Source organism: Methylotenera sp. L2L1, from assembly GCF_000744605.1.
Classification (GTDB): Bacteria; Pseudomonadota; Gammaproteobacteria; order Burkholderiales; family Methylophilaceae; genus Methylotenera.
In genome coordinates this window covers 707,450-728,581 of record NZ_JQMG01000001.1, presented here as the reverse complement: position 1 = coordinate 728,581, position 21,132 = coordinate 707,450, and the positions used below count along the sequence as shown (strand labels likewise).

19 protein-coding genes are annotated in these 21,132 nt (G+C 43.6%); 10 read left to right on the top strand and 9 right to left on the bottom strand.

The annotated features are described in order from the left end of the window. The first annotated feature begins 5 nt into the window (after positions 1-5). Positions 6-446: an RDD family protein gene (locus FG24_RS03480; protein WP_081880930.1), complete on the top strand. Its 441-nt coding sequence runs from the start codon at positions 6-8 to the stop codon at positions 444-446. A 66-nt stretch (positions 447-512) separates the two neighbouring features. On the opposite strand, the gene lptG is transcribed toward FG24_RS03480, so the two are convergent. Both lptG and lptF read right to left on the bottom strand, forming a co-directional pair. After that, positions 513-1,583, bottom strand: a complete 1,071-nt coding sequence (gene lptG / locus FG24_RS03475) for an LPS export ABC transporter permease LptG (protein WP_036301054.1) — start codon at positions 1,581-1,583, stop codon at positions 513-515. A gap of 22 nt (positions 1,584-1,605) precedes the next feature. After that, complete coding sequence (lptF, locus tag FG24_RS03470; RefSeq protein WP_036301051.1) at positions 1,606-2,730, bottom strand: LPS export ABC transporter permease LptF; 1,125 nt, start codon at positions 2,728-2,730, stop codon at positions 1,606-1,608. Positions 2,731-2,963: 233 nt separating this feature from the next. On the opposite strand from lptF, the gene FG24_RS03465 reads away from it, so the two are divergent. From FG24_RS03465 to FG24_RS03455, 3 genes are read left to right on the top strand one after another with little or no spacing between them, the layout of a single operon-like run. Next, on the top strand, positions 2,964-4,466 hold the full coding sequence (locus tag FG24_RS03465) for a leucyl aminopeptidase (RefSeq protein WP_036301047.1): 1,503 nt from the start codon (positions 2,964-2,966) through the stop codon (positions 4,464-4,466). Positions 4,467-4,515: 49 nt separating this feature from the next. Further along, positions 4,516-4,938 (top strand): DNA polymerase III subunit chi, encoded by a 423-nt coding sequence (locus FG24_RS03460; RefSeq protein ID WP_036301044.1) that lies wholly within the window; start codon positions 4,516-4,518, stop codon positions 4,936-4,938. Between the two features lie 40 nt (positions 4,939-4,978). Continuing rightward, positions 4,979-6,049 (top strand): hypothetical protein, encoded by a 1,071-nt coding sequence (locus tag FG24_RS03455; RefSeq protein WP_036301041.1) that lies wholly within the window; start codon positions 4,979-4,981, stop codon positions 6,047-6,049. A 110-nt stretch (positions 6,050-6,159) separates the two neighbouring features. On the opposite strand, the gene gcvH is transcribed toward FG24_RS03455, so the two are convergent. Continuing rightward, positions 6,160-6,540 carry a glycine cleavage system protein GcvH gene (gene gcvH, locus FG24_RS03450; protein ID WP_036303912.1) on the bottom strand — a complete coding sequence of 127 codons (381 nt, stop codon included), beginning with the start codon at positions 6,538-6,540 and terminating at the stop codon, positions 6,160-6,162. A gap of 176 nt (positions 6,541-6,716) precedes the next feature. Here gcvH and pbpG point away from each other — a divergent pair, with 176 nt between their 5' ends. Continuing rightward, entirely contained in the window at positions 6,717-7,721 is a 1,005-nt protein-coding gene (pbpG, locus tag FG24_RS03445; RefSeq protein WP_036301038.1) for a D-alanyl-D-alanine endopeptidase, read from the top strand. A gap of 171 nt (positions 7,722-7,892) precedes the next feature. On the opposite strand, the gene FG24_RS03440 is transcribed toward pbpG, so the two are convergent. Further along, complete coding sequence (locus FG24_RS03440) at positions 7,893-8,165, bottom strand: oxidative damage protection protein (RefSeq protein ID WP_036301035.1); 273 nt, start codon at positions 8,163-8,165, stop codon at positions 7,893-7,895. Between the two features lie 119 nt (positions 8,166-8,284). On the opposite strand from FG24_RS03440, the gene FG24_RS03435 reads away from it, so the two are divergent. Continuing rightward, positions 8,285-8,719 carry a diacylglycerol kinase gene (locus tag FG24_RS03435; protein ID WP_051901414.1) on the top strand — a complete coding sequence of 145 codons (435 nt, stop codon included), beginning with the start codon at positions 8,285-8,287 and terminating at the stop codon, positions 8,717-8,719. Between the two features lie 81 nt (positions 8,720-8,800). Here the strand turns inward: FG24_RS03435 and FG24_RS03430 are convergent, their stop codons facing one another. Together FG24_RS03430 and FG24_RS03425 are read right to left on the bottom strand one after the other, a co-directional pair. Beyond that, on the bottom strand, positions 8,801-10,834 hold the full coding sequence (locus tag FG24_RS03430; protein WP_036301032.1) for a TonB-dependent receptor: 2,034 nt from the start codon (positions 10,832-10,834) through the stop codon (positions 8,801-8,803). Between the two features lie 66 nt (positions 10,835-10,900). After that, complete coding sequence (locus FG24_RS03425) at positions 10,901-11,230, bottom strand: hypothetical protein (RefSeq protein ID WP_051901413.1); 330 nt, start codon at positions 11,228-11,230, stop codon at positions 10,901-10,903. A 277-nt stretch (positions 11,231-11,507) separates the two neighbouring features. On the opposite strand from FG24_RS03425, the gene pepN reads away from it, so the two are divergent. After that, complete coding sequence (pepN, locus tag FG24_RS03420) at positions 11,508-14,114, top strand: aminopeptidase N (protein WP_036303909.1); 2,607 nt, start codon at positions 11,508-11,510, stop codon at positions 14,112-14,114. Between the two features lie 250 nt (positions 14,115-14,364). Here pepN and ycaC read toward each other — a convergent pair whose 3' ends face one another. Further along, positions 14,365-14,988 (bottom strand): isochorismate family cysteine hydrolase YcaC, encoded by a 624-nt coding sequence (ycaC, locus tag FG24_RS03415; RefSeq protein WP_036301029.1) that lies wholly within the window; start codon positions 14,986-14,988, stop codon positions 14,365-14,367. 227 nt (positions 14,989-15,215) lie between these two features. On the opposite strand from ycaC, the gene FG24_RS03410 reads away from it, so the two are divergent. After that, complete coding sequence (locus tag FG24_RS03410; RefSeq protein ID WP_036301026.1) at positions 15,216-17,000, top strand: monovalent cation:proton antiporter-2 (CPA2) family protein; 1,785 nt, start codon at positions 15,216-15,218, stop codon at positions 16,998-17,000. Positions 17,001-17,199: 199 nt separating this feature from the next. On the opposite strand, the gene FG24_RS03405 is transcribed toward FG24_RS03410, so the two are convergent. Together FG24_RS03405 and FG24_RS03395 are read right to left on the bottom strand one after the other, a co-directional pair. Next, entirely contained in the window at positions 17,200-18,198 is a 999-nt protein-coding gene (locus tag FG24_RS03405; RefSeq protein ID WP_036301023.1) for a CBASS cGAMP-activated phospholipase, read from the bottom strand. Positions 18,199-18,622: 424 nt separating this feature from the next. Further along, positions 18,623-19,825, bottom strand: coding sequence for a nucleotidyltransferase domain-containing protein (locus FG24_RS03395; RefSeq protein WP_036301016.1), 1,203 nt, complete (start codon positions 19,823-19,825; stop codon positions 18,623-18,625). A 126-nt stretch (positions 19,826-19,951) separates the two neighbouring features. Between FG24_RS03395 and FG24_RS03390 the strand changes: the two genes are divergently transcribed. Together FG24_RS03390 and FG24_RS03385 are read left to right on the top strand one after the other, a co-directional pair. After that, positions 19,952-20,302, top strand: coding sequence for a helix-turn-helix domain-containing protein (locus tag FG24_RS03390; protein ID WP_036301013.1), 351 nt, complete (start codon positions 19,952-19,954; stop codon positions 20,300-20,302). Between the two features lie 3 nt (positions 20,303-20,305). After that, entirely contained in the window at positions 20,306-21,121 is an 816-nt protein-coding gene (locus tag FG24_RS03385; RefSeq protein WP_051901411.1) for an ImmA/IrrE family metallo-endopeptidase, read from the top strand. Positions 21,122-21,132: the final 11 nt, after the last annotated feature.

Sequence of the window (21,132 nt, the reverse complement as noted above, 5' to 3'; positions counted from 1 at the left end):
TTTGTATGAGCCTTCCAAAACAATCTGCCATTCCGCCAAAAGAACATGCCCCAAGTTTACTTAAGCTATGCGCATGCATGGTCTATGAACTGCTTACTATAATTGCGCTGAGCATTGTATTTGCAGGAATATTTTATGGCGTATTTGGCGACGCGACAGAAGGTATGAAGCGTTTGTTGCAACAAATGTTCTTGTGGACGATTCTAGGGGCTTATTACCTCTGGTGCTGGGCTAGAAGCGGTCAGACACTTGCCATGCAGGCTTGGCATTTAAAAGTAGTCACTCAAAATAATGCACCACTTTCTAAGCAGACGGCACTAATGCGCTATGTGTTAGCCAGTTTAAGCTTAGTATTGTTCGGCCTAGGTTTTTTGTGGGCTGTGGTAGATAAGAATCGATTGTTTTTGCATGATCGATTGCTTAAATGCAAGGTCGTCATTACCTAAAAAGTCGATTCAGCCCTTCACGGTTGGTCAATGCATGAAGGGTTTTAGCTTACCTGCGGTCTATGCTTACCTACGGTCTATATGGCGTAACATCGCGAGACCCGCCAGCAGAAATAGTGCCGTTGGTGTAATCGCACTAAATGCTGGTGCCCAGTCGTTTAACAAGCCCAAATGCACAAAGGTTCGGTTAAGAATCTGGTATAAAACCCCAAGCATGATGCCGATAAATATTTTGGTGCTGGCACCAGTTGCGCGTTGCTGTATAAATGCAAACGGGAGCGCCAATATCACCATGACTAGGCTGGCAAGCGGGTACACAAGTTTTGCCCACAACGCCATTTCATAGCGGGTTGTTTTCTGTTTGTTAATCGATAAATGGTCAATGTATGCATATAGGTCCCATGCAGACATTTTTTCTGGGAGTACCAATAAAACATTCAATAGCTCTGGGCGTATCAGTGAACGCCATGTTGCTTTGTCTAAATGCTTTACGTAGTTATTGTCTTTTTCAAAGTGAGTTTGTGAGACGGACTTTAAATGCCATTGCTCATCTTCAAATAGCCCTTTTTCGGCATGGCTCACGGTGCGCAGATTGAATTTATCATCGAACTCATAAATATGGATGTTCAATAACGTAGTGTCCGCTAACACTTCTTCTACGTTCACAAAGCTACGGCCATCTTTGACCCATAGGCCGGACATGAAGTCTTGCACAATGACAGAATCGGTAGCCTTAATGCGCAGACGCTGTGCCATTTTTTCACTGAGGGGGGTAATCAGTTCGCCGATAAGAAAAGTGATGACGGTAAATATCATCCCCACTTTTAATAGCGTGGTGGCAAGGCTGTAAAGTGAGATACCGCTCACCCTTAGCACGATGAGCTCTGAGTATCGCGCCAGTTGCCCTAAGCTGTACATGCAGCCAACAAGCACGGCTACCGGCATCACATCATAGACGTGGCCAGGTGCACTCAGTATGACAAACAGTATTACTTTGCCTAAGCCGTAGCTGCCTTGACCTAGGTTCTCAAGTTCTTGTATCAAATCAAAGAATGAAAACATGGCAATGAGCGCTAATGTAATCAGCAGCACATTGACAGTGATTTCTTTGAGTAAATAACGGGTAATGATTTTCATAAAGTGGTAACTGGCTAACTTGTTAGCTTGGGAATGCCGATTGAGGACGTTTTTTTAGCCAGCGCATTGAAAATATATTCGGCAGTATGGGTAGTTGACGTCCGCGGCGGTAGAACATGTAAATGGTGAGCATTAAAAAGAATAGATGCACGGGCCATAAACCGATAAACGTACTAAGCTTTCCTTGAGCAACCCAAGCCTGAAAAATGCTGAGTAGGTTGTTATAAATGATGTAAATGATCAATGCGAGTACAAAGTTGGCAGAGCGTCCTGCACGCGGGTCTAAGGCGCTTAGTGGGATCGCGAGTAGGCATAAAATCAATGCGGAGATTGGGATGGCGATACGCCATTGCAGTTCCGCATTATTGGTGCTGTTGATTGAGCTAACTAATTCGCTAGTGGGCTTGGATTGGGTGCTAGGCGGTCTTTCTTTGGCTTCATTCGCTTCAATGCGAATCGCATACTTCTCAAAAGCGGTGGTCGAGAATTCTGCACTGCCTCTGGAGCCTTCATAGCGCTTACCATTTTCCATCAGTACAAAGTTATCGCCGTTTTTCTCGGTGTAGCGACTACCCTCCGCCGCAACAATCACGCCTAGCTTTTGATGTTGTAAGGTTTGCACGAAAATGTTTTTGACGACATTGCCCAGTTCGTCAAAACTTTCCATAAAAAATACGCGCTCTCCATTGGCAGATTCTTTAAATACACCTGGGCTAATGGTGGCTAGGTCATCACGCGACTCTAGTTGAGTTCGATAGAGTTCGCCCTTGCTGGTAGCCCATGGCATGACAAAAAGGCTAAGCGTCAGAATAAGCAGAATGACGGGAAGAATGAACGTGAATACTGGACGAATCCAGTGGTTGAGGCTAAGTCCACCACTAAACCAGATCACCATTTCAGAATCACGATACCAGCGGGATAGTGTCATTAATACCGCCAAAAATAATGCGAGCGAGAGTACCATTGGTAAAAATTTCACCATGTTAAACCCTAGCATGGTGGTGATGGCGTCGTTAGGCAAGATACCTTTAGCGGCAAGTCGAACTAAGTTACCAGCGCGCTGAGCGACAACGATTCCAATTAAAATGAGGAAAGCACCTGCTGCCGTTGAAATTAATTCTTTTATTAATGAGTGCCTAAAAAGCATATGATGGACTGAAAACCAATTTATTTACGACTATGAATTACGTGTAAAACACGCGATAATTTAATCAAACTTAACATGATGAGTGATTTACTTAACATTTGATTGAATTTATGCTGATTTCTAAAGCTCTATTGTAGAGTAGTTAACTTTATTGCAGCGACGAATCTGCACTTTAAATCTGCATTTCGGCAAAAAATTCAATGTAATAACAACAATATCAAGGATGTAATACTATGGAATTTAGCATAAAAACGAGCGTAGCGGAAAAACAGCATCATAATTGTGTTGTTGTTGGCGTGTATGAAGGCCGCGAGTTGTCGGATGCTGCACAAGCAATTGATACACTGTCAGATGGTTATGTGAGTAAGGTGCTTAAGCATGGTGATTTAGAGGGTAAGCTAGAATCAACCTTGATGCTGCATCAAGTGCCGGGTGTGCAAGCGGACCGTGTTTTATTAGTGGGTTTGGGTAAAAAGTCTGAGTTTGGTCAAAAGCAATACTGTAAAGCGGTGCGAGCCTCTGTGAAGGCCTTAAGTGCAATCAGCACAGATGATGTGCTAACAATGTTGGCTGCGTTATCGGTTGGTGAGATGACGACACGTAAAAAAGTGGCACATCTTGTGGAAACAGCGCTAGACGCGACTTATCGTTTTGAGGCGATTAAACGTAAAAAAGAGGCGTCAGAAGAAAACGAGCCTAAAAAAGGCATTAAGGCATTAAGTATCCAAATTGCAGATGCCGCTGATCTAGCTGAGGCAAAATTAGGTTTGATAGACGGCAAGGCGATTGGCGTTGGTGTCAGTCTAACCAAAGATTTGGGTAATTTGCCGCCTAATGTCTGTACGCCTACTTATCTTGCAGAGCAAGCGCAGGCATTAGCTAAGACTTACGGATTAAGTGTTGAAGTGCTGGAGCGTGACGCCATGCAAAAATTAGGCATGGGCTCATTCCTAGGGGTTGCGCAAGGCAGTGAAGAGCCACCTAAATTAATTGTATTGCAGCATTTAAAAGGTAATAAAGATCAAAAGCCTGTGGTGCTAGTTGGCAAGGGCATTACTTTTGATACAGGCGGTATCTCATTGAAGCCAGGTGCTGAAATGGATGAGATGAAATACGATATGTGTGGTGCAGCAACGGTACTCGGGTTGTTCAAAACAATCGGAGAAATGGATTTGCCACTGAATGTCATCGGGGTGATTCCAACCTGTGAGAATATGCCGGATGGCCGTGCAACAAGACCAGGTGATGTACTCACTAGTATGTCAGGCCTAACCATTGAGGTGTTAAACACTGATGCAGAGGGACGTTTGATTTTATGTGATGCACTGACTTACGCAGAGCGCTTTGAGCCAAGCGCGGTCGTTGATATTGCAACCCTGACCGGTGCATGTGTGATTGCATTGGGTCACCATGCGACTGGTTTGTTCAGTAATAACGACAGTTTGGCTAAAGAGCTATTGCAGGCAGGTGAGCAATCGCTGGACCGTGCGTGGCATATGCCAATGTGGGATGAGTATCAACCGTTGTTAGATAGCAATTTTGCAGATATCGCCAACATTGGCGGTCGTGCAGCAGGCAGTATCACTGCGGCCTGTTTCTTGTCTCGCTTCACTAAGAAGTATGATTGGGCACATTTGGATATTGCCGGTACCGCTTGGAAGTCAGGCAAGGAAAAAGGCGGTACGGGTCGCCCTGTGCCTATGCTGACGGAATTTCTAGTTGCTCGTACACGCTAGCAGCGCTAATTGTCATTGAATGCGAAATCTTAAAACATGAACCTTAAACATGACTAAAGTCGAGTTCTTTTTTAACGTCCCAGATAAATTGGCCAAAGTTGCAGACCTTTGCAGCAGAGCTGTCGTTAAGGGTCGTAAACTCACTGTTTTTACTCAAGATGATGCTATGTCCACACGCATTGAGGATATGCTTTGGCAGCATTCGGCGACTAGTTTTCTGCCGAGTGCGCGTCCGGGGGCTTCTGAGCAGCATGATGTTTCCGTTGTTTTGGATAAAGATGGGGAGCAGCTGTTGCAAGATGATATCTTGATTAACTTAAAAGTAGAGCATCCACCATTTTTTAGTCGGTTTAAGTATTTGGTTGAGCTGGTTGGCGTAGATGATGAAGATAAGGCTTCTGCCCGAGCGCGGTATAAGTTTTATCGAGATCGTGGCTATCAGATTAAGTCGACTGATGAATCTGCTGTTTAATTGCTAGCGCATAGATGTGGTTGAGAGGACATTAAATTACATGCAACAAGATGATGATATTCCACTGTTAACCGAGGTGCATGCTTTGCCAGCGCAAGCTTTGGCAAGTACATTTAATGTCACACCTGATTTAATTGCAGCGATTGCAGCCGAAATCAGGCCACAAATTGTGAGTGAGCTTGAAGCGTCAATCGCGCAAAAGATCAAAGATGATGTGCGACAAGCGCTATTGGAGCACTTGCCAAATCAGTCAGCTAGCGTAGAAGTAAATCAGGCCGACGCACTGAGTGAGTTAACGCAGCAGAACAATCAATTTATTCAGCAAATATTACAGTCGCAACAAGAGGCAGAGCAGACGTTAAAGAGCCAAATCGATGTAGAGCTGATGAATGCGAAGCAAGCAATCATGGAGCAAACGTCTGTTTTTGTGGATAGAACGCGCGCTGATTTCGCAACGGAAATACCTAAGATGGTGCACGCTAATGTGGATATCATCAAGGCGGATTTAGCGCAAAGCTTAACGCAAATGCAATCGCAAGTTGTGATTGATGTGCAGCAAAACTTAACTGCAACATTGCCTAAACTAGAGCAAACTTTAACCGACGAGTTGCAGGCATCATTACAAAGCTTAGAGAAAACGACGGTAGAAAATGCTACGCATGAGTTGCAGGATAAAATCTCGTGGCTACATGAAGATATACTGGCCCAGCATAAGGCTGGTTTGGCACAAGACTTGGCTGGCATTTATAAAGAGCTGACGCAGCATACGCAGTCTGAGTTAAGTATTTATTTGGATGCGATTCAATTGCAATCTCAGCAGGCGTTACAGCAAAAGCTGGGGGATACGTTCCCTGCGCTTTATGAAGAATTGTCTAATCAGTTAACTGCAACTTTGAAAACAGATTTTGTGGCACTGACAGAGCGCGCGAAAAGTGATTTTATACAAGGCTTAAATGCAGAGCTGCCTAGTACCGAGCAGGCTTTGACCAATAAAGTGCTGGAAGTGCTGTCAGCCGAGATGCCAAGACTAGAGCGTGAGTTAACTGCAAATATTAGGGCTGAAATTGGCAAGCTTGTTGAGTCTGTGCGCTTGGTGTTTTCGGCGACTTGATTGATGCAAGGCTTAAGTTGTAACGTTTTAGCCTTGTAGCTAGGATGTGCACTTCAAGTACAAGTATTAGATGTTTGTGCTAATTGACACTCTGCCGATTAGGTTGGAAGCTAAGACTTAATCAGCGCTTCATAAGCCTCAGCAGATAGTAGCTTTTCAGCATCTGTGTCGTTGTCTGCTTTGAACTTAAATATCCAAGTTTTATAAGGGTGGTCGTTGATTTGTTCGGGCGAATCAATGGCTGCCTGATTTACCTCAACCACTTCCCCGTTAATCAGTGCATGCAGGTCTGAGCCGGTTTTGACCGACTCGACTAGCCCGCATGGGTGGTCTGCGGTTAAATGTGTGCCCACGGCCGGCGCTTCAACAAAGACAATGTCACCAAGTAAGTTTTGCGCATAATCTGTGATGCCGGCTTCCCATAGGCCATCTGCTGTAGATTTTGCCCATAAATGTTGAGGGCTGAATAACAAAGATTGTGGCGTTTGCATGCTAGTTGCTCTGTGATTTTTAATTGATATTGGCTTAAATTTTAACGTAAATTGGGTCAAAATTGATTTATTTTTAATCACGATGCTAGTTAACTGAAATATCATTAAAAATAATGGTGACAAAGCTAAAGTTTTTATATAGTATTGTGTCGTAACTCCATGAGATATAAGTCATTATGAAAAGTACGTTGCGAAAATTTATTCTAGTCTACATCAGCTTAGCGCTTTGCTTGGTGCCTGTGGCTGCGGATGCCGCAACTGACAAAAAGCATAGACAAGTTTCAAAACAGTCTAAATCTACAAGTAAGTATAAAGCTGTCAAATATAAATCTAGTTCTCTTCGTGTCAAAACTCGCTTGCCTGCTCGCAAGGCGATTGCAGCCGTTGATCATTATGACGGTACAACCCCACTAAAATTAGCTTCAGCCAAAGCGTTGGTGATTAACCAGCTGACGGGTGAAGTATTGTTCGCTAAAAATACGAATCTGCCTACGCCAATTGCATCAGTCACCAAATTGATGACAGCGATGGTGATGCTGGATGCGCATTTGCCTATGGATGATTTGCTTTATATTTCTGATGAAGATGTAGATTATCTTAAACATACCACTTCAAGATTAAGTGTCGGCACAATGTTGACGCGTGGTGAGTTGTTGCAATTAGCGTTGATGGCTTCAGAAAATAGAGCCGCTTCAGCGTTAGGGCGTAATTATCCTGGAGGCCCCAATGCATTTGTAAAAGCAATGAACCAAAAAGCAAGATTATTGGGTATGAGTGCAACAAGATTTGTCGATGCAACAGGTTTGGATAGCAATAATGTATCAACCGCAGAAGATTTGGTGAAAATGGTAGATGCGGCTTATCACTATCCTGAGATTCGTCAGGTAAGTACCTTGCCATCTCAAGAAATTACCTTATACGGACGTCAGAATCCGCTTAATTTTGTCAATACGAATGCTTTAGTGCGTGGCGGTAAATGGGATATTGGTTTATCAAAGACTGGGTTTATTAATGAAGCGGGTCGCTGTTTAGTGATGCAGGCGCACATTTCAGGTCAGCCAGTGATTATTGTGTTGTTAGATTCTGTAGGTAAGCTGACCAGAATTGGTGATGCTAACCGTATTCGTAAATGGGTAGAAAATAATGAGGCTGGTTCTTTAGGGACGTTTGTAAGCGGCTAGTCAATTTAGCGAGAAGGTTTGGATGTAGAGCCTTTTACACCGTAGAATGAAAGTACAGTAGAACAAAGTACAGTGAAACAAGATGCAGTGAAACAAAAAACGCCAGTCATAGACTGGCGTTTTTTATGGATTTAAGCGATGTTAGCGCTATGCGAAACCATCTTAGTATAGCTAGTCTTTCGGTGGTACGTATCCACTTGCTGTGTCTGCACCGTCACCGAAGAAGTACTTTTCAGTTTGTTCCGTTAAATATTTACGCGCTGAAGGGTCAGCCAAGCTCAGGCGATTTTCATTAACAAGCATGGTTTGTTGCTTTAACCATACCGCCCACGCTTCTTTTGATACGCTCATGTAGATACGTTTTCCCAGTTCGCCTGGATATGGAGGGAAATCCAAGCCATCCGCCTCTTTACCCAATTTAATACAATTAACAGTACGTGCCATGATTGTCCTTTTATTTAATCTAATCGTGATTGCTTAAACCGTTATGATAGCGCATGTTAAAATCTATTCATTAAACTATTAACAATTTAACGTGACGTGATCAATTTTTTAGAAAGTCTATGATGTTAACACCTTCCAATAAGCCTACAGACCAGTCGCAAGACCCGCAAACTTCCAAGCATTTGGCAACCAGTCCATTTAAAGGAAAAACCGGTATTCGTCGCTTGATTAATGCTTTTGGTTATTCGCTTGAAGGCTTTAAAGCGGCTTTTGTGCATGAGGATGCTTTTCGCCAAGAGGTCTTTCTCGCGATTGTTTTAGTGCCGCTTGCCGTGTATGTAGGCAACAGTCCAGTTGAGCAGGCTTTGTTGATTGCGAGTGTGCTGTTGGTGTTAATCGTTGAGTTGCTGAATTCTGCGATTGAGGCGGCAGTGGACCACACTTCTACCGAACATCATGCACTTGCAAAGCAAGCTAAAGACATTGGCAGTGCTGCGGTATTTATTGCTTTGTTGATTGTGGCGGTGGTTTGGGGTTTGGTGCTGTTCGCTTAATAAATTAAATAAGCACATACATAGCCTGCATTTCTGTAGGCTATTTGTGTGCTTTGTAATATCACTAGGTTTAATTAGAAGCTAGAAGTCTCCACGTAGTCCAAATAATATTGATCGTTGACCTTGCACTGAGATGTCCTTTAGGAAAGACGCATGGTCGCGAATCTCTTGGTTAAGTAGGTTATTTGCTTTTGCAAATAGCTCTAAATTCAATTTAGTTGGGAGTTTGTAAGAGACAAGCGCACTGACATTGGTGTAGCCATCAGTTTTTAGCTCATTCTCGGCGGTTCGATCTTGCCCGAACGCTTTCAGCACATCTAATCTCGCACCAAAACTTGCCCGTTGATAATGTAAGCCTCCACCTAGGCGTACTGGCGCTATTCTAGGTAAATATTCATTGTTGCGTTTGTCTTTAGCGTGAACATAATCACCAAGCAAGTTCAGGTCTAAATGGTCTGCAATATTGAATTTTGCTTCTGCTTCTAAGCCTTTAAATACAGCAGGGACTGCCATGAACTTTGCTTCTGGTAAGAACTCACCGTCAACATCAATCTCATTACCTGTGCCAAATAGCCCGATGAAGTTGCTAAACCTTGTGTAATAAGTGCCGATGCTGAATGAGTTTTTTGCATCCTTCCAGCGCAGTTGGGCATCAATGCCTTTGGAGCGCTCTTTCTTAAAGTCAGCATTACCCACTTCAAACTGCCCTGTAGCAACATGGGCGCCATTAGCATATAGCTCAAAATAGCTGGGGGCGCGTTCGTTATGCGATAAGTTACCAGTGAGTGACCAGTGAGGATCAATACTATATAGGCCGCCAAGTGCGAAACTATTAGGATTAAAGCTGTTGTCTTGACCTGCGCCAAAATTGGCGTGAGTTTTAGCGTCTACCGTCGCGTGACCTAAGCGTCCACCAAAAGTGACTTTATGTTTATCGATAGCCAACTCTTCATACACGTACAGTGCTTGGTTTTGTGTGTTGACGCTAGGCACAAACGCTTCTTCGCCTAATGCTTCGAAATTTGTGTTGTTAAATTGATAGCCGACTACACCGTTTAATTGTCCAATCGGGCTGTGACCTAATTCAACACTACTTTCAATACCTCTGTTGGTGAACGTGGTGCCTACTTCGCCATCTTCTAATTCGCGATGCTCATAGTCAGTATGGGCGATGCGAAATTTAACGCGGTTAATGAGACCGCTTAGGTCTGTAAACTCGCTCGCCACATCCCATCGGTCGCTCTGCATATCGATACGCACGTTCTCTTCAGCTACTACGCCATAATTATTATTCATTGTAGAAAAAGAGGCGCCGATATAACCATTATCAAAGGTTAGGGCTGCACCCAATGCACCACCATCTCCCTTTGCGCTACTGTTGACTAATTGCCCGCGATTTTCGCGGGCAGGGCCGCTAGGCTGCTCACTTTTACGACGTGATACGGCATAGCCTGGAATATCTAAATCGCTGGTTTCTCGGGTGTACGCATCTGCATGAATCGCAAATTGACCGTTGCCTAGATCAATGACTGCGGCACCATTTCGTGTGTTGTCTGGGCCGCCAAACCTTGTTTCTGCGCGACCAGTAACACCGTCTAACTGTTCTTTAGGGATGCGGTGGTCAATCGCATTCACCACACCGCCCATGGCGCCGCCACCATATAGTAGCGCTGCTGGCCCACGGACTACGTCTATTTGTTCAATAACGAGCGGGTCTACACCTACTGCATGATCAAAGCTTAAGCTCGATGCATCTAAAATACCGATGCCATTTTGCATGATACGCACGCGCTCGCCATCTAATCCTCGAATGATTGGACGAGATGCATTAGGGCCAAATTGTGTTGCACTGACGCCTGGAATGCCGTTCAGTGTGTCACCTAAGGTGCCTTCGCGCTTAAGTGACAGCTCACGCCCGCTGAGTACGGATACTGGCACCACTAATGAGTCTGAGCTCACGCCTAAAGGGTTGCCTGTCACGGCTACTGTAGGTAAATCTATCGCCGTATTGTTGTCTGCTGCGATAGTGGGTGATGCAAATGTCGTTGCCAAAGCAATGAGTATAGGTTTGAATGCAAATGCCTTAAGCACTTGCACATTTGGAGAGTAATGCATGTTGATAACCTCAAAAATAAAAGCGAGTAATCAGCCGACCGTATCAGGTCTGCTGTGATTTTTAAATTAAATGCTCGTTATTTGAGGTGGGGCTCTTGCTGCGTAGGGGCTGGATGAATAATGTTGAAAAGATGCGTGTTGATTTAATGGTTCAGTTAAGCTGCTTTGCTTGATGGGGCTGGTCAGTGATGCAGGTAATATGCCGCTGGTAATTTTTGCATAACTAATGCATTGGGCACATTGCTCGGCAGCCGTATTTTTTTGTTGCGGGTTTTCATCACGCTGCGAATGTTCGGCATTATCCGTGATGTGACTGATCTCATGCGTAGCAACCCCGATTTGCGTGAATGCAAATAGCAGGATAAGTGTGAGATGAATGAATAGTCTTTGCAACATAGTTGCGTATTTTAGCAGGTTTTTAGTGTTTGGTTAGTTAAAAAATGAATGACCAGTGAAAGCTTAATCTAGTATCTATTCTCAGTTTATCGAGAATTATCAAAATAATTCGGTTTGTTGGTTGGCTTAATCAGTAGCTTAGTTTAATCGGTGCTTAGCTTAAACGTGGGCAATCACCCTACCCAATTTCAAACATGCGTTTATAAACTACTCAACTTAAATACAATCTCTTTTATACTGTTGAGTAATAGAATAACCAAATATAGAGATTTTGATGATGCAGCCAGAAACTGTCGCTACCCCCAAGACAATTTACCTAAAAGACTATACGCCTGCCCCGTATAAAGCCGTGCATGTAAATCTCTCTTTTGAATTGCTTGAAGACAAGACTATTGTGCGATCAGAGGTGCAATACATTAAAAACCCAGATAGTGCGTCAGCAGACCTCATCTTAAATGGGCAAGATCAAACGATTCTCTCTGTTGAGGTTGATAACATTCCCTTTGAGCGTTACAAACTTGCTGACAATCAAATGATAATCACCGATGCGGGTGACAAGTTTACGTTAGTGATTCGTTCAGAAATTGATCCTGCATCCAATACTGCCTTGGAAGGGTTGTATAAATCTCAAGGGACTTACTGCACGCAATGTGAAGCTGAAGGCTTTCGCCGCATTACTTTTTATCAAGATAGACCCGATGTGCTAAGTACATTTACCGTGCGCATTGAAGGAGATAAAAGCAAATATCCAGTACTGTTATCTAACGGCAATCTGATCGACTCAGGTGAGCTTGCGAACGGGCGCCACTTTACGGTTTGGAATGATCCATTCCCAAAACCTTGTTACCTTTTCGCTTTAGTCGCCGGTGACCTCATCCGAATTGAAGATTCGTTCAAGACTATGTCTGGGCGTCATGTTGATCTGCATATCTATGTTCGCGCTGGCGATGAAAAACAGTGTGATCATGCAATGCAGTCGCTTAAAAAATCCATGAAATGGGATGAAGAGAAATACGGACGTGAGTATGAGCTGGATTTGTTCAATATCGTGGTCGTGAGTGATTTCAATATGGGGGCGATGGAAAACACCTCGCTCAACATTTTTAATACAGCATTGGTGCTTGCGCATCAGGAAACCGCGACCGACTCAGACTTTATGAGTGTTGAAGGCGTGGTCGCACATGAGTATTTTCATAATTGGACGGGAAACCGCGTCACCTGCCGTGACTGGTTTCAGCTCTCACTTAAAGAAGGATTTACGGTATTTAGAGATCAAGAGTTCAGTGCAGACTTGAACTCGCGTGCCGTGCAGCGTATTGATGATGTTAACTCCTTACGCCGTCTTCAATTCTCAGAGGATGCTAGCCCACTTGCACACGCTGTGCAGCCTGATCAATTTATTGAGATTAGTAACTTCTACACTAAAACCGTGTATGAAAAAGGGGCGGAAATTATTCGTATGCAACATACGTTGCTGGGAGAAGAAACATTCCGCCAAGCGACAGACCTTTATTTTGAACGCTATGATGGGCATGCCGTTACCTGTGATGACTTTGTGCAGTGCATGGCAGATGCTTCTGGGCGCGATATGTCCCAGTTCTTTTTATGGTACAAGCAAGCAGGAACGCCGACGTTGAATGCTAGCAGTCAATACAATGCAGCACAGCAGACATTCACCCTCACCTTGAAACAATCTCAGCCTGATACATCAGGACAATCCAATAAAAAACCATTGCATATACCGGTTGCTGTTGGCTTGCTGGATCAAGAGGGTGCGCAAACGCATGCAACGCAAATACTAGAAATGACCGAACGTGAACAAAGCTTCACTTTCAACCATGTGAGCACACGCCCAGTGCCATCTATCCTGCGTGGATTTTCTGCGCCAGTGAAATTAATCACAGACCTGACGGATGATGACCTGCGTTTATTGCAACTGAAAGATACCGATGGCTTTAGCAAGTGGGAGGCAGGCCAAACCTTAGCGCTCCGCACCATTGAGCGTGTGATGGCAGACGGTGAAGCCAATCTCTCTCAATATGTGGATGACTTTGGCATCATGATTGATCAAGGCATTCGCGGAAACGGCGATAAAGCACTGCTCGCACGCGCGCTGGCATTACCAGCAATCGCCTTTATTTCACAAACGCAGAATGTGATTGATCCGGCTGCCATAGATAAAGCGCGCACGCATATACTCAAAGCAATTAAGCGGGCACATAAAGATGCACTAGTGCGTCTGTATGAGGGAAATAGCAGTGCAGGGGAGTTTTCTATCTCACCCGAAGCCATGGGGCGACGAGCGTTGCAAAACACCGTGCTTGAATTGTTAACGGTGAGCAACGGTACTGGATGTGCTGCACGTGCCAAGGCGCATTATGACCATGCAGACAACATGACGGATATTGTCGCCGCGTTATCTTGTCTTTCAGACAGCACGCAACCAGAGCGGGACAAGGTGTTCGCTGACTTCTACCGTCGATTTAAAAGCTATCCGTTAGTTGTAGATAAATGGTTCTCACTGCAAGCGATTGCGAACAGAACTGAAGTATTCGATGACTTTGCCAAGTTGCGTCAACATCAGGACTTTAATATTAAAAATCCTAATCGCGTGCGCTCACTTTACTCGGCATTTGCCATCAATAACCCTGTGAAGTTTCATGACCCAAGTGGTCAAGGGTATGCGCTGTTAAGGGATGTGATTATCGAACTGAATGAAATCAACCCACAAATCGCTGCACGTCAGGTGACGCCGTTGCGTGAGTGGAAGCGTTATACGCCTACACTGCAGGCGCATATGAGAGAGGCATTGCAAGCAATTATGAATGTCCCCCATCTTTCCAATGATGTGTTTGAAGTAGTGAGTAAAAGCCTGAAAGGCTGATGTCTGAACTTATGGGCAATAAAAAGCCTTGGCGATTAATCCAAGGCTTTGGTTGGTATTTGCATCCGTATGAAACACTCCTTGTAACAGATTGGAATTTCTGCCGTGAAATGGGGTGGAGTTCGAGCGCTTAAGCGTTTTGTTTCTGCTGGCGTTGGTTTTTTGTTCGAGCAGAACTCTTACTGTGGTTAGCATTGAAATTGAAATACAGAAAAGGATTTACTTTCCTGTATCTCAATTTTAGATTTTATTATTTAGTGTTGAGCGCGTTAAAAGAGGTAATCAGGTTGCGATAATCAGGAATATGGTTAGAAAGCAGTGTCGCTAAGCCTTCAATGTCATTGCGCCAATCGCGGTGCAGTTCACACGCCACACCAAACCAAGTCATAAACTGTACGCCTGCGGCTGCCATACGCTGCCATGCGGCATCACGAGTCATCTCGTTGAATGTGCCGGATGCATCTGCCACGATAAATACATCGAAACCTTCTTCAATCGCTGCTAAAGCTACAAACGCAACACATACTTCGGTGACTACGCCTGCAATAATCAGTTGTTTCTTACCCGTGGCTTTAATCGCTTTAACAAAGTCTTCGTTATCCCAGGCGTTAATCTGGCCTGGACGAGCGATATAAGGCGCATCTGGGAACATTTCTTTCAATTCTGGCATCAGCGGGCCGTTAGGGCCATTTTCGAAACTAGTGGTTAAGATGGTTGGCAGATTGAAGTACTTCGCTGAGTCAGCTAATGCTAACACGTTGTTCTTAAAGCGATCTGGTTCGATGTCGCGCACGAGTGACATAAGGCCTGCTTGATGGTCAACTAATAATACTGCTGCGTTATTGCGATCTAGGCGGGTGTAAGGTTTGTTCATGATAGTTTCCTTTTAATCATTTGTTTTAGTGGTTAATTCATTGCGTTGCTGCATGTTTCACACTATAAAGTGATGACATATTTAACACTAGATAGTTAAATATGAAATTACTTTTCATTAAAATGAACAATTGAGGGCGTAAGATTAACGCGAACAAATAATGATGAAAATGAGAGTATTAACTATCTATAATCATTCTTTTTAAGAAAATTCACTTTAAGGTATCTATGGATTCATCAAATTTTCTTATTCAAGCAACGATATATCTTTCCTCTGCAATATTTTTAGTCCCCTTATTTAAAAGACTAGGCCTAGGATCTGTGCTTGGTTATTTACTCGCGGGGATATTGATCGGTCCGTATGCATTAAAGCTGATTCCTGACCCTGAACATGTACTCCATTTTGCTGAATTTGGGGTGGTGTTGATGCTGTTCCTAATCGGGCTGGAACTCGAGTCGCAGAAGGTATGGGAATTACGCAAGATACTGTTCGGCTTAGGTGGGTTACAAGTGCTAGGCACGATAGGGCTCGTGACATTAGCAGCGCATATGATGAGCTTTACGTGGTCAGAAGCCTTGGTGATCGGAATGGGGGTGGCAATGTCCTCCACGGCGATTGGATTGACGGCACTCGCAGAAAAAAGACAACTTGGCACTCTAGGCGGTCAGGCATCCTTTGCAACATTACTGTTTCAGGATTTATCAGTTATCCCGCTATTTATGTTGTTAGCGCTTATCGCACCCAATAGTGCGGACTCTGCTTTTGATGTATGGGCAGTTGTCAAAGCGATTGCTGTTATCGTGGCGATCATTCTTGCGAGTAGAACCATCTTACGCCCTGTGATGCGCATAATCGCGCAAACAGAAATACGTGAAATTTTTGTCGCATTTTCTCTACTATTAGTAATCGGTGTTTCACTTGCCATGCAATCGGTCGGCTTATCGATGGCACTAGGCACTTTTCTTGCCGGTGTTTTGCTGGCAGATTCAGAATACCGCTATGAGCTTAGGTTAGATATTGAACCAGTGAAGGGCCTGCTGTTAGGTCTGTTTTTTATTGCGGTGGGCATGTCGGTAGATCTATCGCTATTGGCAAATTCGCCTATGTTGATTTTTGGTTTTGCCTTGTTAGTTGTGTTCACTAAAATGGCTATTCTGATGGGGCTAGGGCGGCTGTTTAAATATTCAATTCGTGACACCTTGTTATATGGCGTCGCACTGTCTCAAATTGGTGAGTTTGCCTTTGTGATTTTTGGCGTGGCATTAAGCCAAAATACGATTCCTCGCGAAACTTACAATATCCTTAATGCGATAGTCGCAGTTTCAATGTTGATTACCCCTATTTTATTATTGCTATATGACCGCTTCTTGACCATGCAATGTGGGGAGCGACCAAAAGATGAGATCGTAGAAAACAATACTGTCATCATTGCTGGTTTTGGTCGATTTGGCCAAATTGTAGGACGTGTACTGTTGGCGAAGGGGATTACAGCTACGCTCATAGACAATGACCCGAATCAAGTGGATTTAATGCGCAAATTTGGCTGGCGTTGTTATTATGGCGATGCATCAAGGCTGGATTTGTTAGAAGAAGCCGGTATTGCGACAGCAAAACTCCTCGTGATATCCGTTAATGACCCGGCTGCTGCATTGAATATTGGCAAACTGGTCAGCGCGCGGTGGCCTAATCTTGAAGTCGTGACTAGAGCGCGTAGTAGAACCGATGCATTTGATTTGCGTGATATTGGACTAAATCCGATACGAGAAACTTTTTACTCATCCTTAGTGGCTGCCAAGCAAGCTTTGTTGGCAATTGGTGAATCACCGAGTGCCGCAGCAAAAATTATCGAGCAGTTTGAGCAGCATGATATAGACCAGCTTGAAGCGGCGAGAGCGATTAGGCATGACATGGATGCGTTGCGCACTATGTCGGAAAAAGGGAGGCAAGATCTCAAGGATCTGTTGGCGGTTGAGCAGGCTGAGTTGAAAGGTAGTAAAAGTCCTACTATGTAAGGCTGTTTAATATTAATGACAGACCGTTTGATAGCTTGCAAACTAGATTTATAAGATTCGTACTCTACATAAATCGCGGCTTGCCAGAAGTGTGATGGTAGTCAATCGCCCTGATTTCCCAGTTGCACATAAACAACTAACTAGATGTGTGACTGGTAATATAAAAATCAAACTTCACCTTTTAAGCTTTGAAATTTCACTAAGGCATGGTTTGATGGAAAGGTTCAGCTTTTTCATTTAGAAAGTGCTTTTCAAAAAGAGGAAGTGCTTCACGACCATGTGCAGCACCTAAACCACGCAAGCGACTAATCATTTCTACGCTATCCAGCTTAAACTTACCTGCTGGAACTCTAGGTTGGAATGAGAAGAAACGAGGAGATTCTTGTCTATGGTCAGAAAGCAACATAGCTGTTCCGTCTGAACCTCTAGACTGCCCTTGCATAAAAAGTGAAGTTGATTTTAACAACAATCCGGCATAACCAGCATCTGTTGGTATATCCAGAGCCTCTTCTGTGCAACCCAATCGTACTATGTAAAGATCATCTTCTCTCCAACCAAGTACACTTCGAGCTTCAACTGCTGCTAAGCCAACGGGGTTGTTAGCCCAAATCCCGCCATCAATCATAGGTGCTCCGCTTGGCATCGAATGAGCTTGAAAGTAAGTCGGTGCAGCTGCAGTTGCTAGTGCCACATTAACAGCACTTTCTTTCCAGTCGAGTTGAAGCCTAGGATGATGCTTAGTCTTGAAAACATAAACATCTTCCTTGTCTGCATGGTAAGCCGGTACTATAAGGCGAATTTTACTGTCACCTAAACGGTTAGATTGAAATGCACGCTCTAATGCCTTACGCAGCTCAGTAGAATCATATTTAGGAGCGATTATTTGTTTACTGGTATTTTTCTTTCCGCATAACCAACCTTTGAGTTTTGTAATACCCCTTTGCACATCAAGAGGATTGTGCTGATTAAAAATGCGCGGGCCATCATTCACGTAAAATTGCGTAATCTCCTTAGCCGACATTCCCAAACCTAATCCAAGCGCTATGATCCCGCCTGTAGATGTGCCAGCTATTAAATCGAAATATTCGGCGATTCTTTTGCCCGTTGCTTCCTCTATAGTTTCTAGAAATGCTGCCGCAAAAACACCTTTAATGCCGCCACCATCGAGTGATAATATTTTTCGTTTACTTTGCTGCATTACTCTTCTCCTGGATGTTTACCACCACCTTGCCACTCATCCGTGGCAAGCCAATGTTCGAAATAATTTAACCATAGGTAGGTCCATGGCACGATTGTGTCAGCGATTGATTTATCTGGAGTCCACTCGTCGTAACTTGGAAAGTGTAGACATAGCTTTACTGGCTTTGTCGAATAAACATGTGGTAAATATCTATCACTCGCCAATTTCGGAAGATTTGGGCTCAATACAAAAACGTCCGGTAAGCCCAATTTTCTATAATGAATGCGAAGTTGATACGCTCGACTCAAAAGAGTGGGCCTTGCTTCAAATGTCCATATCAACTCACCATTTCTAACTGAGCCACGCCCACGGCAAATTGAACTGGACTTTAGTCTCATCCATTGTTGTTCTGGGCTTAGTGTCTTTGCCATAATGGTAAAAACTAACGCCCGAAAAATGTGTTTTTAGGAACTGTTACAGAGCCTAACGCAGGTGCACTTGTTAGTCCCAATGCTGGAGCAATGATCAATGACCCAGCGGTACGTGCCTCGTTAATGGGCTTATTAATGGATGCAAGCGTTTCACGGACTAGTTCTTTTTTTGCTCCAAATTTATGAGATAAACTTTCAGCAAATCTATCTATACCCTCAATCATAAGCAACGATTCTATCGATGTTAACGCGTCCTTGTGCCATTCGTTAAAAGCTGTTGCTAAACGTGAATCGTGGTTCCATTTGTCTGCGAAATTCTCGCCCGATGTTGTTTCATTTTCAATGATGAAATATTTTTGACCAAAACGCATCTCAGTCTTAATGAAACTTGGCATCTCGCGAATCACTCCAATAATAAAGTCGAATGCATTGGTATGTAGTCGTTGAGTAACGCATTCTGCATATGCCCAGCTGGCGAGTGTAGTAATAATGACGGAGATTGGAGCAAGTTCAGTACGATTGCTAATGGTGAACATGTGGTCACGATGACGCTTTAGTAGCTGAATGATACGTTTAAGTACAGGTTTGGTCATCGATTGCTCTGGCAATGGAGCAATATCAGCTCGCGCTTCAGCGAATGACTTTTCAAGCAAATTAAAATGTGGATTTAATGCTGAATATTCTTCGATTTTTTTGATATAGCCTTTTGGATTGGTAGGCTTCCATTCGGCAAGTTTTTTATCGGGTACTAATTCTCCACCCTGATAGCAATGTGGATTGTCAATTGATGGAGTGATATCAAGGTGAAATTCGTTCGCATAGTTGATACGCCAGCAACGCTGTTTCTCTTCGAGCATCCCTCGGTAAGTCCCATGCTCTTTTAAGCGTGAACCAATCAATGCTTTTACTTGATGTGGATATGAATTAACTGCTAAGCCAGGCAAATAGCAGACTAAATCAACATCAAACTCATTACTGCCAATAGGTTTAATGGCTGTGCCGAGAGCAATGGAACCTTGGGGATAGATTTTCGCGTCATTTAAGGCTTGCAAAGGTGAGTCGGCAAGCCATATGCCAACGGCTTCGTATCTATCTTTGGCAGTTTGGTATTGAGTTTCAGTAATATCAAGTTGCTGGCATAGCTGGTCGAGCAGGCTAACAACCATTTGTTTCTTCCGTGTATTTAATAGTGCTATATTCGTATCAAAATTCATATGAACCTTTCCAGAGTCAGAAACTCGTGTTAGACTTACTTGTCGAAATCGACAACTTGTACTTAATGTAAATAATCTTAGCGATACTTGTCGATTACGTCAAGTTAAAGTTTGTGGGAGTGTAATATGGAAGAATCTGGTAGAATTTTATTTGCGAAGCGATTGCGGGATGCTCGCGAAAGATTGCGCGGTTTAACGCAAACCCAATTAGCTGAAAAGACGGGCTTGCCGGCCACTACGATTTCACATTTTGAAAATCCAGAGGGCACTCGCAAACCATCTTTTGATAATCTCAGAAGATTGGCAAATGCACTTGAGGTAACAACCGATTACCTTTTAGGTTTGTCGGATGACTTTGTATCGGTGGCAACAGACAGTGCTTTGTACCGTGATGTTCAAAACCTTACCGATCAAGATAGAGACTTCGCACAAATGATGATCAGAAAAATGCTAGAGAAAAACCAGCCTAAGGAGTGAAAAATGTCCGATTCTCGACTTGAAGATGCTACTTTGCATGCAGAAAAGCTGGTAAGAGATGAAAGGCTTGAACTTCCGATTGATTTAATGGCATTAGCGCATAGTCGGGACATTTTGATTGAAGCCAAGCCAGAAAGTGCCAAAGGTGTGTCAGGCATGTTATTGCAAGTCGGCAATAATTTTGCTATTGGTTATGCAACTCATATAAAGAGTAAAGGTTTTCAGCGTTTTAGTATTGCTCATGAACTAGGTCATTTCTTTCTGGCCGGACATCCTGAACATGTTTTTAAGGGTGGAAAACTTATGCATGAATCTCATGCAGGATTTGGCTCAGGAGATCAAATAGAACTGGAAGCGGATCATTTTGCTGCCGGATTACTTATGCCTTCACATTTGTTTAAAGCTGAGGCTGGTAAATATTCAGATGGTTTTACAGCCATTGAGAAACTGGCAGAACGATGCGAAGCCTCTTTAACTGCATCAGCAATAAGGTATGCTGAATTGACGGACGCCGCAGTGGCAGTAGTAATCAGCACAGGTCCAACAGTTAATTATTGTTTTACCTCTAGTGCAATGCGAAGTATTCGGGGATACAAACATCCGCTTAAAGGCTCCTTATTGCCACGCGACTCATTGACTCGAGCCTTCAATCAAACTGATAGCAACATTCTTAGCGCACGAAGAGAGGATGATAGCGCTGATTTGATCACATGGTTTCGCGCTGAGGATGAAATTGATGCGTATGAAGAAGTATTGGGACTAGGTGAATATGGCAAGACGATGACCATAATTACAGCCGAGTTTTCCGATGAAGATTAATTATTGAGTTT

Excerpts from the sequence above, each read along its gene's own strand:
- FG24_RS03395 (WP_036301016.1), bottom strand. The coding sequence starts at position 19,825 with ATGAATTTTGATACGAATATAGCACTATTAAATACACGGAAGAAACAA.
- FG24_RS03480 (WP_081880930.1), top strand. The coding sequence starts at position 6 with ATGAGCCTTCCAAAACAATCTGCCATTCCGCCAAAAGAACATGCCCCA.
- FG24_RS03460 (WP_036301044.1), top strand. The coding sequence starts at position 4,516 with ATGACTAAAGTCGAGTTCTTTTTTAACGTCCCAGATAAATTGGCCAAA.
- lptF (WP_036301051.1), bottom strand. The coding sequence starts at position 2,730 with ATGCTTTTTAGGCACTCATTAATAAAAGAATTAATTTCAACGGCAGCA.
- lptG (WP_036301054.1), bottom strand. The coding sequence starts at position 1,583 with ATGAAAATCATTACCCGTTATTTACTCAAAGAAATCACTGTCAATGTG.
- FG24_RS03385 (WP_051901411.1), top strand. The coding sequence starts at position 20,306 with ATGTCCGATTCTCGACTTGAAGATGCTACTTTGCATGCAGAAAAGCTG.
- pbpG (WP_036301038.1), top strand. The coding sequence starts at position 6,717 with ATGAAAAGTACGTTGCGAAAATTTATTCTAGTCTACATCAGCTTAGCG.
- gcvH (WP_036303912.1), bottom strand. The coding sequence starts at position 6,540 with ATGCAAACGCCACAATCTTTGTTATTCAGCCCTCAACATTTATGGGCA.
- FG24_RS03435 (WP_051901414.1), top strand. The coding sequence starts at position 8,285 with ATGATGTTAACACCTTCCAATAAGCCTACAGACCAGTCGCAAGACCCG.
- FG24_RS03440 (WP_036301035.1), bottom strand. The coding sequence starts at position 8,165 with ATGGCACGTACTGTTAATTGTATTAAATTGGGTAAAGAGGCGGATGGC.
- FG24_RS03390 (WP_036301013.1), top strand. The coding sequence starts at position 19,952 with ATGGAAGAATCTGGTAGAATTTTATTTGCGAAGCGATTGCGGGATGCT.
- FG24_RS03455 (WP_036301041.1), top strand. The coding sequence starts at position 4,979 with ATGCAACAAGATGATGATATTCCACTGTTAACCGAGGTGCATGCTTTG.
- FG24_RS03430 (WP_036301032.1), bottom strand. The coding sequence starts at position 10,834 with ATGCATTACTCTCCAAATGTGCAAGTGCTTAAGGCATTTGCATTCAAA.
- FG24_RS03465 (WP_036301047.1), top strand. The coding sequence starts at position 2,964 with ATGGAATTTAGCATAAAAACGAGCGTAGCGGAAAAACAGCATCATAAT.
- pepN (WP_036303909.1), top strand. The coding sequence starts at position 11,508 with ATGCAGCCAGAAACTGTCGCTACCCCCAAGACAATTTACCTAAAAGAC.
- FG24_RS03405 (WP_036301023.1), bottom strand. The coding sequence starts at position 18,198 with ATGCAGCAAAGTAAACGAAAAATATTATCACTCGATGGTGGCGGCATT.
- FG24_RS03410 (WP_036301026.1), top strand. The coding sequence starts at position 15,216 with ATGGATTCATCAAATTTTCTTATTCAAGCAACGATATATCTTTCCTCT.
- FG24_RS03425 (WP_051901413.1), bottom strand. The coding sequence starts at position 11,230 with ATGTTGCAAAGACTATTCATTCATCTCACACTTATCCTGCTATTTGCA.
- ycaC (WP_036301029.1), bottom strand. The coding sequence starts at position 14,988 with ATGAACAAACCTTACACCCGCCTAGATCGCAATAACGCAGCAGTATTA.